Annotated in this window: 10 protein-coding genes; 2 read left to right on the top strand and 8 right to left on the bottom strand. The window is 63.5% G+C overall.

What is annotated here, in order from left to right:
* Nucleotides 1–54: 54 nt before the first annotated feature.
* The 7 genes from ACW9IB_RS11305 to ACW9IB_RS11275 form a co-directional block, all read right to left on the bottom strand.
* Nucleotides 55–1536, bottom strand: a complete 1482-nt coding sequence (locus tag ACW9IB_RS11305) for a Fic family protein (RefSeq protein ID WP_457413674.1) — start codon at nucleotides 1534–1536, stop codon at nucleotides 55–57.
* A gap of 88 nt (nucleotides 1537–1624) precedes the next feature.
* Complete coding sequence (locus tag ACW9IB_RS11300; protein WP_457413672.1) at nucleotides 1625–1879, bottom strand: DUF2789 domain-containing protein; 255 nt, start codon at nucleotides 1877–1879, stop codon at nucleotides 1625–1627.
* 9 nt (nucleotides 1880–1888) lie between these two features.
* Entirely contained in the window at nucleotides 1889–2500 is a 612-nt protein-coding gene (gene cysC / locus ACW9IB_RS11295; RefSeq protein WP_457413670.1) for an adenylyl-sulfate kinase, read from the bottom strand.
* Nucleotides 2484–3998: a TolC family protein gene (locus tag ACW9IB_RS11290; protein WP_457366567.1), complete on the bottom strand. Its 1515-nt coding sequence runs from the start codon at nucleotides 3996–3998 to the stop codon at nucleotides 2484–2486. The genes cysC and ACW9IB_RS11290 overlap by 17 nt, the downstream gene beginning before the upstream one ends.
* Before the next feature lie 41 nt (nucleotides 3999–4039).
* A complete protein-coding gene (locus ACW9IB_RS11285; protein ID WP_457413669.1) occupies nucleotides 4040–10015 on the bottom strand; it encodes an Ig-like domain-containing protein in 5976 nt (1991 codons plus the stop codon).
* Nucleotides 10016–10129: 114 nt separating this feature from the next.
* Nucleotides 10130–10993 (bottom strand): sulfotransferase family protein, encoded by an 864-nt coding sequence (locus ACW9IB_RS11280; protein WP_457413668.1) that lies wholly within the window; start codon nucleotides 10991–10993, stop codon nucleotides 10130–10132.
* Between the two features lie 86 nt (nucleotides 10994–11079).
* Nucleotides 11080–12693, bottom strand: a complete 1614-nt coding sequence (locus ACW9IB_RS11275) for a glycosyltransferase family 39 protein (protein ID WP_457413666.1) — start codon at nucleotides 12691–12693, stop codon at nucleotides 11080–11082.
* 199 nt (nucleotides 12694–12892) lie between these two features.
* On the opposite strand from ACW9IB_RS11275, the gene ACW9IB_RS11270 reads away from it, so the two are divergent.
* Complete coding sequence (locus ACW9IB_RS11270) at nucleotides 12893–13483, top strand: phage tail protein (RefSeq protein ID WP_457413665.1); 591 nt, start codon at nucleotides 12893–12895, stop codon at nucleotides 13481–13483.
* A 56-nt stretch (nucleotides 13484–13539) separates the two neighbouring features.
* Complete coding sequence (locus tag ACW9IB_RS11265; protein ID WP_457413664.1) at nucleotides 13540–13848, top strand: hypothetical protein; 309 nt, start codon at nucleotides 13540–13542, stop codon at nucleotides 13846–13848.
* Here the strand turns inward: ACW9IB_RS11265 and ACW9IB_RS11260 are convergent.
* The gene (locus ACW9IB_RS11260) at nucleotides 13824–14339 is read right to left on the bottom strand and encodes a GNAT family N-acetyltransferase (protein WP_457413663.1); all 516 of its coding nucleotides are present in this window, start codon (nucleotides 14337–14339) and stop codon (nucleotides 13824–13826) included. The two genes, ACW9IB_RS11265 and ACW9IB_RS11260, sit on opposite strands and share 25 nt — an antisense overlap.
* Between the last annotated feature and the right edge of the window lie 11 nt (nucleotides 14340–14350).

Here is a 14350-nt window from a genome sequence, read left to right as displayed (position 1 = left end):
AGTTTTGAAACAAATTTGCGGATGGGTGGCTCGAGTGTAGAAAACGATTGGGCATCACGCCTTCTGCTCGCCAATCACTCGTGTGGCCTCACGCTCGATAAACTCAAAAACGTCTTGCGCCACGCTGTACTGAAACTGCTTGCGTCGGTGTTTCGAAACCTTGCCGTCGTTATCCAGGCACATCATCACCAGCTTCGACAGATCACTGCCGCGCACGTCATAGCTCTGGTTAACGGCCTTGATCACACGGTCGTAGCGGTCGAGAAATTCGGTTTCTTCACGCAGTTCCACTTCCAGCGCCCGGCGGGCCATTTGCAGAGTGAATTCGACGCAGCGGGTCGCATCCCAGTAGCGATAGATCGACGGATGGCCAGTGAAGTCAAACGCCATCTGATCGCCGTCCAGCCAAGTGACGTCCCAGAAATCCCGGGTCGGGCGAGAGAACGCCTTGAGCGTTTCCAGATAGGCCGGTTCTTCGTGTTTCATCGCAACCGAAACCGGCAGCAGCAGGCCGTTCGCCAAGGCGCCGTGATGGCAGAGCGTCTGATGGATCAGGAAACGCGACAGGCGCCCGTTGCCATCCATGAACGGGTGCAGGAACACAAAGCCGAAAGCAGTGACAGCTGCGGCAACAAGAGGGTCTATTTCCCGCTCCGGTTGATTGGCGAAAGCCATCAGCTCTTCCATCAATTCCTGACACAACTCGGGCGCCGGCGGTACGTAGCTGACGCCTGCCGCGCCACGCAGGCCATTGTGCAGATGGTTTTGCTCATGGCGGAACGCGACGGCCTTGTCGAAGGGATTGGAGACGGTACTGTTTTGTAGCTCGACCAGATAGTCCTCGGTCAACAAGCGGCCTTCGTGTGCCTGACGCAGCAGCTGGACGAACCGACGGGACTTTTCCTCACTGGGCTGTTCTTTTTCGATGGCAAATGAATCGCGGGTTTCGTGAAGGTAGGCCCACTGGATGGCACGGTCCATCATTTCGGGTGGGAGGGTGGCCATGAAGGATTTGGCGCGGCCCAGAATATCCAGGTTCAACAGAGCATCGATTTCAGGGGTTCGCTCGACGGTCGCGCAATACGCCAAAGAACCTAACCCGTTGAAGTCGATACGCCAACGGGAATTACGAGTAGACGGCCCCGTGACGTAGCGTTGGGGATCAAACAGGGGTGAAACGCGACTGTTGATCGACTTGTTGTAGTCCAACCTTTGAAGGGTCAAACCCTCCCATAGATAGCAAACCTTGCGGATGAATAGGCCGTTCGGAGCATTTTCCAGTTCTTTTAGCAGGTCCTCCGCGCTGACCGCTTCAAGTGCCGGAGCCAGAATGCCGAGATTGATACCTTCGTGTTTGAGTGCGAAAAGAATATGGTCGAGTACTGAATGGGCCGAAGGCGCAACGGCCTGAGGAACCGCCAGGCAGTCACCAATCATCGAGACTCGCGTCACAGGCTTGACCATGGCAGCCCGAACAGGAGGAATCGCTTTCAAGCCAAGAGATTGGTGGAGATAGGCATAACCAACCAGGGACATCGCGCCACCTCAGAAAAAGTTCACTTGCGCGATTAAAGCCCAGTTTTTTTCAACCAACATCTGTTTTTTTCAACTTTTCCCGTTTTTCCTAATTTTTTTGCACCCCTCTCCCGCTGTGCAGCAGGAGGTTCAACTCATCGACCACTTCAGCCCAATCCGCATCTTCCAGAATTTCATTACGCAAAAACTTCTTCTGGTTCTCTGTCCAAAAAAACGCATCAGCCAATTTCAGGTCAGGTTTGAGGGGCGAATGAACGGCCACAAACTTCTCGATGCTCACCGGGTCATCCGGCAGCCCAAGCTGTTTGAACAAGGAGGACAGGCTGTGCACAGGCGATTCCATGGCGGGCTCCTAAGAGGGCGAGTCCTCCGAGTCTAGACCAGGCGTCAGCCAGGCCAATAACCGCCCGACGCTCTGTTGCACCGACAGCTCACCGGTGTCCAGTACCAGCGAAGCCTGGGGTGGCGGTTCGTAGGGTGAGCCGATGCCGGTAAAACCCGGCAGCTCACCGCGCCGCGCGCGGGCGTAATGGCCCTTGGGATCGCGCCGTTCGCACACGGCCAAGGAGGCATTGCACCAGACTTCCCGATAGTCGGCGCCCAGGCGCTCGGCAAACATCGCGCGCAGCTCGACCAGCGGCGCGATCATCGCCAGGATCACGATTTGCCCGTTCTGCACCAGCAGCGCCGCCAGTTCGCCGGCGCGGCGGATGTTTTCCAGGCGGTCGCCGTCGGCAAACCCCAGGTCGCTGTTCAAGCCGCCGCGCAGGGCGTCGCCGTCGAGCACGATGCTCTGCCGGCCTTGCTCGAACAACACGGCTTGCAGGCCCTGGGCCAGGGTCGACTTGCCGGACGCCGGCAAGCCCGTGAGCAGAATCGCCACGCCTCGATGCCCGTTACGCGCCTCACGTTGACGGCGCGTGACGCTCGCCGTCGGCGCGACCAGATTACTGGGCAACGGCACGGGGCGCAGGCGTCGCGATATTGCCGGCAGCCCACGCCGATTCGCGGCTGGCCAATGCGGTGGCGATGGACTGCACACGGTCCGAATCCACTTGCTCGGGCAGCGGATCGAGCCCGGCGCTGGCGAAGATCTGGCCGTAGGCATTACGCAAATCGGCATAGGCCAGGTCACGGCGCAGGTCGGCTTGCAGGGTGTTGAGTTCGCCCTGGATCAAGTCCAGTTCGCCCAGGCCCGCCGCCTGATGGCGGTTGCGCAATTGGGTGAGGATTTGCCCGTCGATGTTGGCCAACTGCTCGTTGGTCTTGAACTGACGCACAGCGTCCTGGTAATTGGCGTTGGCCACGTAGATCTGTGCCAGCACCGCAATCGACATCGCCTGGCGGCGGGCGGTGGCGACTTCTTCACCGGCCTTGGCCACATCGATGGCGGCAGGGGCGGAGATCACGTTGAACAGGTTCCAGGTGATCTTGGCGCCGTAATCGGCCCAGCGGTTGTCCACCAGGAACGAGTTGCTGTCGTAGTGCCCGCCGGCCGAAAACTCCAGGCCCGGCAGCAAGCGCAACATGGCCTTGCGGGTTTCGGCGGCGCTGATGCGGGTCTGGTAGTCCTGCTCACGCAGTTCCGGACGGTTGGCCAGGGCCTCCTGTTCCAGGCTGGCGAGGTTGACCTTCAGCTGCGGCACCGCGTAATCGTCCGACGTCGCCAACTTGAGGTCCGTGCCCATGGGCAGGTTGATCAGGGTGGCCAGTTCGGTCTTGGCCAGGGACAACGCTCGGCGCTGCTCCTGCAACTGACGCGTGGCTTCGATCAGCGAACGCTGGTAACCCAGGGCCTGGACCGGATCGCCAATGCGCTGCTCGCTCATGCTCTGGCTGTTGGTCTGGGCCTGGTCGACCCGCGCCATCAGGCTGTCGATCTTGGTCAACAGGCGTTCCGCCGCCACCGCGCGCCAATAGGCCGAGCGCACGTCCTGAACGATGGTGTTGATCACCTTGCGCCGACGCTCCTGCACGATCAGGCGCTGGTCGCCCTGCTGCTTGGCGCTGATGTAGCTCACGCCGAAATCGAGGACGTTCCACACCATGGTCAGGTCCGCCACGCGGCGGTCGCGGTCCTGGGACGTGGACGGTTCCAGGGACTGGTTGCCGCTGAGCACGCTCTGGCTGCTGGAGGCGTTGGTGTTGTTGCGCCCGGCGTAGCCGGCGGACAGCGCCATGCGCGGCAGCATGTCAAAACTGGCGAGGTCGAGTTGGCGCTTGGCCAAGGCCTCTTCCATGATTTTCAAACGACCTTCGAGGTTGTACTTCACCGCACGGGCCATGGCCTGGTGCAGGGTCAACGGGCCGCTCAGAGGCTCCTGGTCCTTGTACATGCCCTGCAGATCGCTGCGTGCCCGCTGCTCACTGACACTGCGTTCAATCGGTTCGCTGGTGACCGCACAACCGCTGATCGCCAGCGCCAGCAAGCTGGCACCGAACAACTTCTGACCTGTTTTCATCCGTGGATCGCCCCTGTTACTGCGCCTTGATTTAAGTGTGTTCAAGCCGGCATTTCGCTGATGCCGACCTGTTGCAGTGCCTGCGCCAGCGCGACGACCTGGCGCTGTTCCGTTTCGTTGATCTGTTGCAATTGCTGGCCAAGGCTGGGTGCGCCGAACACGCCGCGCAGCCCCTGGGCCGGATCGCCCACGCCTTTGATCGAGTGGCTGTCGAACGCCTTGAGGCCGGTGTCTTCTCCCGGTGCACGATCGAACAGGCTCGACAGGGTACTGGCGCCGAACACACCGCCATCGCCCCCACCAAAACCCAGGAAGCCCTTGCCACTGCCATCGCCGCTGTCGCTGTTGAACACCTGGGCGATGAAGCTGGGCGACAGGGCGCCGTTGTTGATGAAGATGCTGCCGACCGGCGGCAGCCCGCCGCCTACTTCACGCGGCGCAAACAGCGGCGGGAAGCTCAACGGTGAGCCCAGGTCGCCACTTGGCTGACCGTGGATGATCGGTTGCAGCGGTACGTTCGAGACAACCTTGGGCACCACCGGGTCGGTGACGCGGAACAGCGGATCGCCCGTCAGCGAGATCGTGCTGATCGCGTAATTGTTGGAGTTGGCAAACCCGCTGCCGGCGTTGCCGGCCAGGTCGGTGACCAGGCTGGTATCGAGGGTGATGAAGTTGCTCGGATCATTCAGGTTGGCCGTAGGCGTGAGTGTGGCGGTCCAGGTCTTGCCGCCATCGCTGCTGGCAAGGTTGGACAAGGTCCCGTTGGCCACGCTCAAGTCAGACAGGTCGAAACCGGTGACCTTCTCGCTGAAGGTGAACGTCACGGTGGTGGTCTGGCCCGCGCTCAGGTTGGGGTTGGCCACCGAGATGGTCGCGGTGGGCCGGTCGGCGTCCACGCCATAGTTGTTGGAAATGGCAATGCCCGAACCGCTGTTGCTCGCCAGGTCGTTGACCAGGCTGGTATCGAGCACGATCAGGTTGGTCGGGTCGGTGAGGCCGGCGGTCGGGGTCAGCGTGGCGGTCCAGGTTTTGCCGCCGTCGCTGCTGGCCAGGTTGGACAAGGTGGCATTGGCCACGCTCAGGTCCGACAGGTCGAACCCCGTCACCGCTTCGCTGAAGGCGATAGTCACGGTGGTGGTCTGGCCGATGCCCAGGTTCGGGTTGGCCACCGTGATCGTCGCGGTCGGGCGCTGGGTGTCGATGCTGTAGTTGTTGGAGCTGGTCGTACCACTGCCGGTGTTGCCCGAGGCGTTCTGCACCCCGGTGTTATCCAGGACGATCACGTTGCTGGTGTCGCTGATGTTGTTGGTCGGCGTGAACGTCGCGGTCCAGGTGATACCGCCGTCGCTGCTGCTCACCGCACTGAGCGTACCGTTGGCGATGGTCAGGTCGGCATTGGTGAAGCCGGTCACCGCTTCGCTGAAGGTGATGGTCACCTGCGAAGTCGCACCGACGTTCAGCGTGGGGCTGGCGACCACGATGGTCGCCGTGGGCTGCATCGTATCGATGGTGAAGTTGGCCGAGTTGGTCGTCCCCGTCCCCGTGTTGCCTGCAAGGTCGGTATAGCCGGTGTTGTTGAGGATGATCAGGTTGCTGCTGTCCTGCACGTTGATATTGGGCGTGTATGTGCCGGTCCAGGTGATCCCGCCGTCGCTGCTGCTCAGGGTGCTGAGCGTGCCGTTGGGCACGGTCAGGTCACCGTTGTTAAATCCGGTCACCGCTTCGCTGAAGGTGATGGTCACGGTGGCCGTCTCGCCAACGGTGAGGTTGGGGTCCGAGATCACGATGGTCGCGGTTGGACGCTGGCTGTCGATGACGTAGGCATTGGAGGTGGTGGTGCCCGAGCCGCTGTTGCCGGCCACGTCGTCCACCCCGGTGTTGTCCAGCACGATGTGATTGTTGCCCTGGGAAATCCCGGCCGCCGGGGTCAGGGTGGCAGTCCAGGTGATGTTGTCGCTGGTGGTCAGGTTGCTCAACGTGCCGTTGTCGGTGGTCAGGTCAGCCAGGCTGAATCCGGTCACCGCTTCACTGAACGTAATGGTGACCAGCGAGCTGCCGCCCACGCCCAGCTGCGGGTTGCTCACCGAGATGGTCGCGGTCGGCCGCTGGGTGTCGATGGCGTAGTTGTTGGACACGCTGCTGCCGCTGCCCGCGTTGCCGGAAGACACGGCCTGCACGCCGCTGTTGTCCAGGGTGATCTGGTTGGTAGGGTCGGCGAGGCCGTTGGTCGGGGTAAACGTCGCTGTCCAGGTGATGCCGCCATCGCTGCTGCTGAGCCCGCTCAGCGTGCCGTTGGCCACCGTCAGGTCGGCATTGGTGAAACCGGTCACCGCCTCGTTGAAGGTGAAGGTCACCTGGGACGTGCCATTGATGTTCAGTGCCGGGTTCGCCACCACGATGGTCGCGGTAGGCAGCACGGTATTGATGACGAAGTTAGCCGAGCTGGTGCTGCCCGCGCCCGCGTTGCCGGCGATGTCGGCAATGCCGGTGTTGGCCAGGGTGATCACGTTGGTCGCACTGTTGGTGTTGGCGCCCGGGGTGAACGTGGCGGTCCAGGTGATACCGCCGTCGCTGCTGCTGAGCCCGCTCAGGCTGCCGTGGCTCGCGCTCAGGTCGGCCAGGGTGAAGCCGGTGATGGCCTCGCTGAAGGTAATGGTCACCAGCGAGGTTTCGCCGGCGGTCAGCACCGGGTCGGCGACCACGATGGTCGCGGTGGGGCGCTGGGTGTCGATCGCGTAGTTGTTGGAGTCGGTGGTGCCCGTGCCGGTATTGCCGCTCAGGTCGGTGTAGCCGGTGTTGTTCAGGGTGATGAGGTTGGTGGTGTCGGTGACATTCGCCAACGGTGTGAAGGTGCCGGTCCAGGTCACGCCGCCATCGCTGCTGGTCATGGCGCTCAGCGTGCCGTTGGCGACGGTCAGGTCGGTGTTGCTGAAGCCGGTCACCGGCTCGCTGAAGGTCACCGTCACCAGCGACGTCTGGCCCAGCGCCAGGGAGGTGTTGGCGACGACCACCGTGGCGGTTGGGCGCACGCCATCAATGGCGACGTTGTTGGAGTCCGTCGTGCCGCTGCCGGCGTTGCCCGCCGCATCCTGCACGCCGGTGTTGTCCAGGGTGATGTGGTTGCTGGCGCTGACGATGCCCGCCGTCGGGGTGAACGTGGCAGTCCAGGTGATGCCGCCGTCACTGCTGCTGAGGTTGCTCAGGGTACCGTTGCTCGCCGTGAAGTCGGTCAGCGTCAGGCCGGTCACCGCTTCGTTGAAGGTGATGGTCACGGTAGAGGTCTGGCCGATGCCCAGGTTGGTGTTGCCGAACACGATGGTCGCGTTGGGCCGCTGGGTATCGACGGAGTAGGTGTTGGAGTTGGTGCTGCCCGTGCCGGCGTTGCCCGCCGCGTCGCTGACCCCGGCGTTGTTCAGGGTGATGACATTGCCGGTATGGCTGATCCCGGCGGTCGCCGTCAGGGTGGCGGTCCAGGTGATGTTGTCGCTGGTGGTCAGGTTGCTCAGGGTGCCATCGGCCACCGTCAGGTCAGCCGTGGTGAAACCGGTGACGGCCTCGCTGAAGGTGATGGTCACCAGGGACGTGCCGCCGATATTCAGCGCCGTGTTGCTGACAACGATGCTCGCGGTGGGCCGCACGGTATCGACCGAGTAGGTATTGGAGAGGGTCGTCCCGGTGCCGGCGTTGGTCGACGTATCGGTATAGAGCGTGTTGTCCAGCGTGATGACGTTGCCCGCACTGTTGTTGCCCGCGGTGGCCGTGAGGGTCGCGGTGAAGTGGATGTTGTCGCTGGTGGTCAACCCGCTCAGGGTGCCATTGGACGCCGTCATGTCGCCCAGGCTGAAACCGGTGACCGCCTCGCTGAAGGTGATATGCACCTGGGACGTGCCGCTGATGCTCAGCGCCGGGCTGTCGACCACGATGCTGGCGGTCGGCCGAACGGTGTCGACGCTGTAAGTGTTGGACAAGGTGGTGCCGCTGCCTGCGGTGCCGGTCGCCGCGCTGTTGACCCCGGCGTTGTTCAGGATGATCTGGTTGGCGGCGCTGGTCACGCTGGCGTCCGGGGTGAACGTGGCGGTCCAGGTGATACCGCCATCGCTGGTACTCACCGCGCTCAGGCTGCCATTGGCAATCGTCAAATCCGCATTGGTGAAGCCCGTGACCGCCTGGTTGAACGTAATGGTCACCACCGAGGTGCTGCCCAGGCGCTGGGTCGGGTTCGCCACCACGATGGTCGCGGTCGGCGCCGGGTTGTAGGCCGTGTTCAGCGTGCCGCCGTCGTTGTAGATGCCATCCACCGACGCCGGGGTCGTCCCCGCACCGCCGCCGCCCGCACCGCCGATACCACTGGCGGCTTTGTTATTACCGCTGCCGAGTGCCGAGAAGTTGGCCGCAGTGATCAGCAAGGTGCCCTTGTTCCAGATCGCGCCGACGCCTTTGCCGCCCACGCCACCCGGGTCGCCAGATGCCCCGGCACCACTGCCGCCGCCACCGCCGCCGCCGCCACCGGCCGCAACGTTATTGGAGATGACCGAGTTGCCGACGATGGTCAGGGTGGCGTTGCTGGCGTTGTAGATACCGCCACTGGCCGCCGCGCCGCTGCGTCCGGTGCTGTCCCAGCCCGAACCGCCACCGCCGCCACCGATGGACAGGCTGCCGTTGTTCGCCGTGCCGCCGGCGCCACCGTTGCTGTAGCCAAACGCACCTGCCGCACCCGCACCGCCGGTGGTGCTGCCACCCCGGCCACCCATGACCGTGAGGTTGTAGCCGCCGCCGTTGCCACCGGTGTTGGCCGTACCGCTTTTACCAGCGTAATAGCCTTGGCCGTTGCCCGCGTCACCGCCGCGACCGCCGGCCTGCCCGCCCAACGCGCCACCGCCGCCGCCGCCCCCGCCGACAGTGCCACCTCTGACACCGCCACCGCCGCCGCCGCCCGAGGCCGCGTTGCTGGTGACCGTCACATTGTTGAGGGTCAGGTTACCGGCGTTGACGATACCGCCGCCCATGGACGCCGCCGCGTCTGAACCGCCGTTGCCGCCCTGGCCGACGGCCAGGCCCTTGGTGATGACCAGGCCGTCGAGGGTCGCGGTGACCCCGGAATTCACCTTGAGCACTTGGGTTTTGTACTGCCCGCTGAGGGTGACGTCAGCCACACCGTCATTGTTCAGGTCGCCATCAATGGTGACGTTTTTGGCAATCACCAGCTGGGTGTTGAGGTTGATCGTCATGCCGGCGTTGAAGGTGACGGTATCCCCCGCCTGCGCCTGAACCAGGGCATCACGCAAGCTGCCGCCGCCCGTGTCGTCGTTATTGAGAACCGTGATCGTGGCCAGCCCGTACTGGTAAGCCGACATGGCCTGGTACGACAGCGCCGTGTGGCTCTCGATGGAGCCGGTGGCGATTTCCAGGGTCCAGTCGCCGCCCGCGCCCGTACGGTTGGTGGACGCGGCGATATCGCGCCCGGTCAGTTGTGCCAGGCTGTCGACAAAGTTGATGCCCTTGTCGCCCGCCGCCGTGTTGCAGGCGTAGATCAGGATATCGCCGCCCACGTTCATGCCTTGGCCGATCTGTGCCAGCACTTCGCTGCGCGCGCCGATGTTGTCCGCCGACAGGTAGCTGTTGCCCAACCACAAATCGCCGGCGTTGCCATGGGCGATGATCTGCACGGAGCTCACGCCCTGGTGGCTGCTCAGGTAATCGGCAATCTGCTGCAAGCCGTCTTTGCTTGCATCGAGTTGCACCACCTGGGTGCCCGGTGCGACGCCCTTGAGCAGCTCGGCGGAATCCTTCACCCGTGCGTCGACAAACACCACACTCTGCCCGGGCACGGCGACCGGTGCCGGGGTGGGCGGCGCATCGGATTGCGGGTGGCTTTCATTGCCGGCGCCCGCATGCTCGGTGGTGGGCGCCTGGGCATCGGCGGTGGGTGTGGCATGGCTGTCGGCTTGCGCCACATCGGCCACGGTGGCGGCGACCGCGCCGTCGAACAGCATGCGCGGCTCCAGAGGCATGATCATCGGCGTCGCCAGGGAGGTGGCGTGACTGGTTGTGTGCCGTGCCTTTGCTTTGCTCCACCACATGCTGCTCACCCGCTTGTCGAATGTTGATACCCGCAATGAAAAAAACCGCGATCAACTGATCGCGGCATCGGCTTTGGTGCGAATCACATTGGCGGCGCTCGAAGCGCCATCGCGCCAGAAATCCATGTGCGCGAACTGCTCGAACAGATCGGGCGGCAGGATCGTGCGCCGAGGTTGCAACGCTACACGCGGCTTGACCCGGTGCAGGCCGGTCACACCCAGCGCTTCGTCGAAATCGGGGGCGTCGTAGCTGAGGTTGTCGAAGTCATGCTCGAACCACGGCTCGCCGATGAATCCATAGACCAGACGCATCACCATCTCGGGGGCCTGGGACAGCAGGTCGTAGTCGACGACCAGCAGGTTGTCGGCGTTTTCGCCGTAGTAGGCTTCTTTGAGCGCCGACCAGGCGTAGCCCACCAGGCGGTTGCGCTGGGCCAGGGTCTCGACACGGCTGTACACCGTGTTGCGCTCGGCGCCATCGTTGAACAGCTTGGTGTTTTCGAAGGGGTTGGCACGGTACAGGCGCTCGACGCTGTCCATGATCCACGCCACGTTGCGCACGCAGGCGATGACTTTGGCCTGGGGAAACAGGTCGTGCAGCGCCGGCATGCGTGCGCACCACTGGCGGTTGGTGTCGAACACCACCTGGGTGGACGTCTTGTCGGCGTAGTAGGCGTCAAACAGCCCGCGCAGCAGGCGCCGCCGAGTGCCGGGGTCGATGACCGAACCGAATTCGCTACCGGCACTGCATTGCTCGAGCACACCGTTGAACAGCGTGCCGACCGGGCTGCTCATGCCCGCGTGGAAACGGGGGTTCTGCAACAGGATTGCGGCCAGCAGGGTGGACCCGGAACGGGGCAAACCGGAAATAAAGTGATACTGCAATCCCTTCACCACTTGTAGGACAAAATCCATTTGTGCCCGTAGCGTAGTTCAGGATTGCCGCGTGTACTAGTGGGCATTTGCCACTATTTTGATATTCGCCCAATACCGATTGGATATTAGCGGCAGCCCTCGGCCTGCAAGGGCTCTGGCCCGTGGCACAGGACAAAAAGACGGGCCCGCGCCCCGCCGCCGTCCTGTTGCAGCAACAGTCGCCAACCGTCGGGCAACGGCGCGAAATCGTCCGGCGCTTCGTTGCTGCTGATCAGCCACACGCGCCGCGTATCGGCGGGCAACGCCGACAAATGGTCGAGGTAAATGCGTCCACCGTCCTGGTCCACCAGGGTGCCGAACCCATAGGCGTTCGGTCGCGTCGGCGTGCCGTCGGGCCTGGGCGGGGTATAGAGCTGCAACTGGGCGTCGGTCTGGTCGTAATAGACGTAGCTGAGGTACCACATCATGTCGCTGAGGACGATGCGGTCGTCTTCCTGGTAATTGCGGTTGACGAACTCCACCGGCACGTTGAACTGGTCATGCTCGTCCACGGTGAAGTTGTTCTTCAGCCCCACCAGTTCCACGCCGGCGAACAGCACGAACAGCGCCGCCCCCAGCAGGGAAAAACGCGCGGGCAGGCGGTCGATCGCCAGGGCCACGAGCATCGGCAGGCCCAAGGCGTACACCGTGAGGTAGCGCTCGATGAAGACCGGCGAGATGAACGACACGCCGTACACCAACAGCAGCGGCAACAGAAAGAACAGCGCCAGCAGGCCCGCCGGGCGATAACGTTCGCGCTCGCGCCAGGCGGTCACCACCACCACGCCCACCAACAGTAAGGGGAACAGCCAGAACAGCGGGGGCCAGAAGCCCGTGCCTTCATCCTGGAGCATGAACTGCCAGATCATCGACGGCATCGACAGCCAACCGACCGGGTCTTCCCAGCCGATATCCCCGCCCACCTTGAGCTGTTCGACGTGCTGCACCAGGTCCAACAGACCCGGTAGCCAGGGCAGGTACAACAACACAATGACGGTATTGGCGGCCCACCAGGCCGGGCGCGTGATCAGGCGCTGGCCCGACGCCTGGGACGTGCACAAAAGCCCCAGGTAGGCCCAGTGCACCAGCACACACAGCGCGGTGAAGTAATGGGTATAGAAACCGGCGCTCATCAACAGCACATAGGCCGCCAGGTAGCGTGTGCGTTCCGGCTGGCGCACCCAGTACACCAGCGCCAGGGTGGCGCCCACCAGCCACACGGCCAGCAGCGAGTACATGCGCACTTCCTGGCTGTACCGCACGGCGGACGGCAGCAACGCCAGCAGGATACCCGCGAGCAACGCTGCCCGTCGGGTGGACAACTGCCGCACCAGCCAGATGCCCAGGCCCACCGCGACCACGCCCGGAATGGCGCTCATGCCGCGAATCGACCAGATGCCGTCGCCAAAGATCTCGATCCACCCGCGCAGCATGAAAAAGTACAGCGGCGGATGCACATCATGGGCTGCGTGAAACCACAGGTCGGCCACGGCATATTCGCTGAGCAGCAGGCTGGAACCTTCGTCGCCCCAAATGGCGGCGGACGTCAGCCCGTAAAACCGCAAGGCCATGGCCAGCGCCAGGATCGGCACCCACCACAGACGGCTCAGCCAAGCCGCGCCTTCCCAGGCCTGCGTGAGGCGGTTGACGGCGGGAAATGCCTCAACCTTGTCGTCTTGCTCTACCACAGACCGTCGCACCTCTGTTTCCTCACCACTGCCCGTTTCCCGGGCAAAACCTGCGCCTGCGCAAACAAGCGCCACTCTAGGTCAAAAGCCCTCGGTTCGCTCGCTGTTTCGCAACCGCCGGGCAACCCGCAAGACCTGCGTCTACGCTCTGCGATGACGTCAGATCGATTGGCGTCACACTCCGTATAGCCCATACAAGGATGAGCGATTCATGGAAGTATTCATCGGCACCATTCAACCCTTTGCATTTAACTTTGCCCCGCAGGGCTGGGCCTTGTGCGCCGGCCAGATCGTTTCCATCAGCCAGAACCAGGCGTTGTTCGCCCTGATCACCACCACCTACGGCGGCGATGGCGTGCAAACCTTCAAGTTGCCGGACCTGCAAAGCCGGCTGCCCGTCGGCCAAGGCAACGGCGCGGGCCTGACCCCGCGCGTCATCGGCGACTTTTCCGGCACCGAATCCGTGACCGCCACCCTGGTCAACCTGCCGGTCCATACCCACACCGCCACCGCGATCACCGCCACCACGGCCATTCAACTGACGAGCGCGACCAGCAACCCGGTGACAATACCCACCGCCACCAACTCCTTTATCGGCGCCTCCGGCAGCGGGCCGGGCAGCGCTACGATCTACTCGGACCAACAGGGCCCCAACCCGGTGCCGCTCCAGGGTGTGACCACCACGGTGACAAGCCCGACAATCGGCCCGGCCGGCCAGGGCCAACCCATGGCGTCCATGAACCCCTTCCTGGCGATCAACTTCAGCATTGCCCTCAACGGCATCTTTCCGTCACGCGGCTGACGCACTGCCTTGGCCGAGGCTCGCGAGCCTCGGCACTTCTGACGTGGAGCTTTCCTATGCTGAACCTGGTCACCCTCGAACACTTCCGACCTTTGCTGGCGCGCACCAGCGTGCTGTACCTGCCGGACGGCTCGGCGCTGCCGATCCAGGTCCAGAGCCTGCGCGAAACACCGGACGCCACCTTGCCGGGCAGCCCGCGCGAGGCGTTCAGTGTGCAACTCAACAGCCTGGGCCCGACGGACTTCGTCGATGGCTTATGCCGCCTGCCGCTGCCCGGCGCCACCCTGGAACAGGTGTTCGTCTCCCGCGAACCCGCCATGGGCCGCGACAGCGAGCGCGGCTACTTCTGCATCGTGTTCAACTGAGACGGGTACCACACCAGCCGTTGCGCGGCGGGTGTCTGCTCTTGCACTTGAAACCCCAGCGCCAGGTAATGCTGGCGCGCATGGGGGTTGCTCGCCCACACCACCGTGGCCACCGGGCACTGCACCTGCGCCGCCGCCTGCTGCACCCCTTGCAACACCGCGCGCCCAAAACCCTGGCCGCGCGCAGCGGGAATGAACGCCAGGTACAGCACGCGAATCTCGTTGGCACCGAAGTCGGCACTCAAGGCGCCGATGGCCGTGCCCAGTTTCTCGATCACGTAATGCAGGGCGCCGGGGAAGTGTTCGTCCATGCCCTTTTCCTGCACCTGGAACTGCTGGGCAATCACCTCTTCCACCAGCGCCCGCTCGCCGTCGATCCACTGTAAATCCGCACGCGCCGAGTGATACAGCGCCTGCAAAAACGGCTTGTCGCTGTCCCGTGACGGGCGCACCACCAACCCCTGCGCCAGGGCGCCTTCCTTGTTCAACATCGCTTTCAACT

Source organism: Pseudomonas sp. SDO524_S393 (genome assembly GCF_054071875.1).
This window is presented reverse-complemented; position numbering and strand designations above follow the sequence as displayed.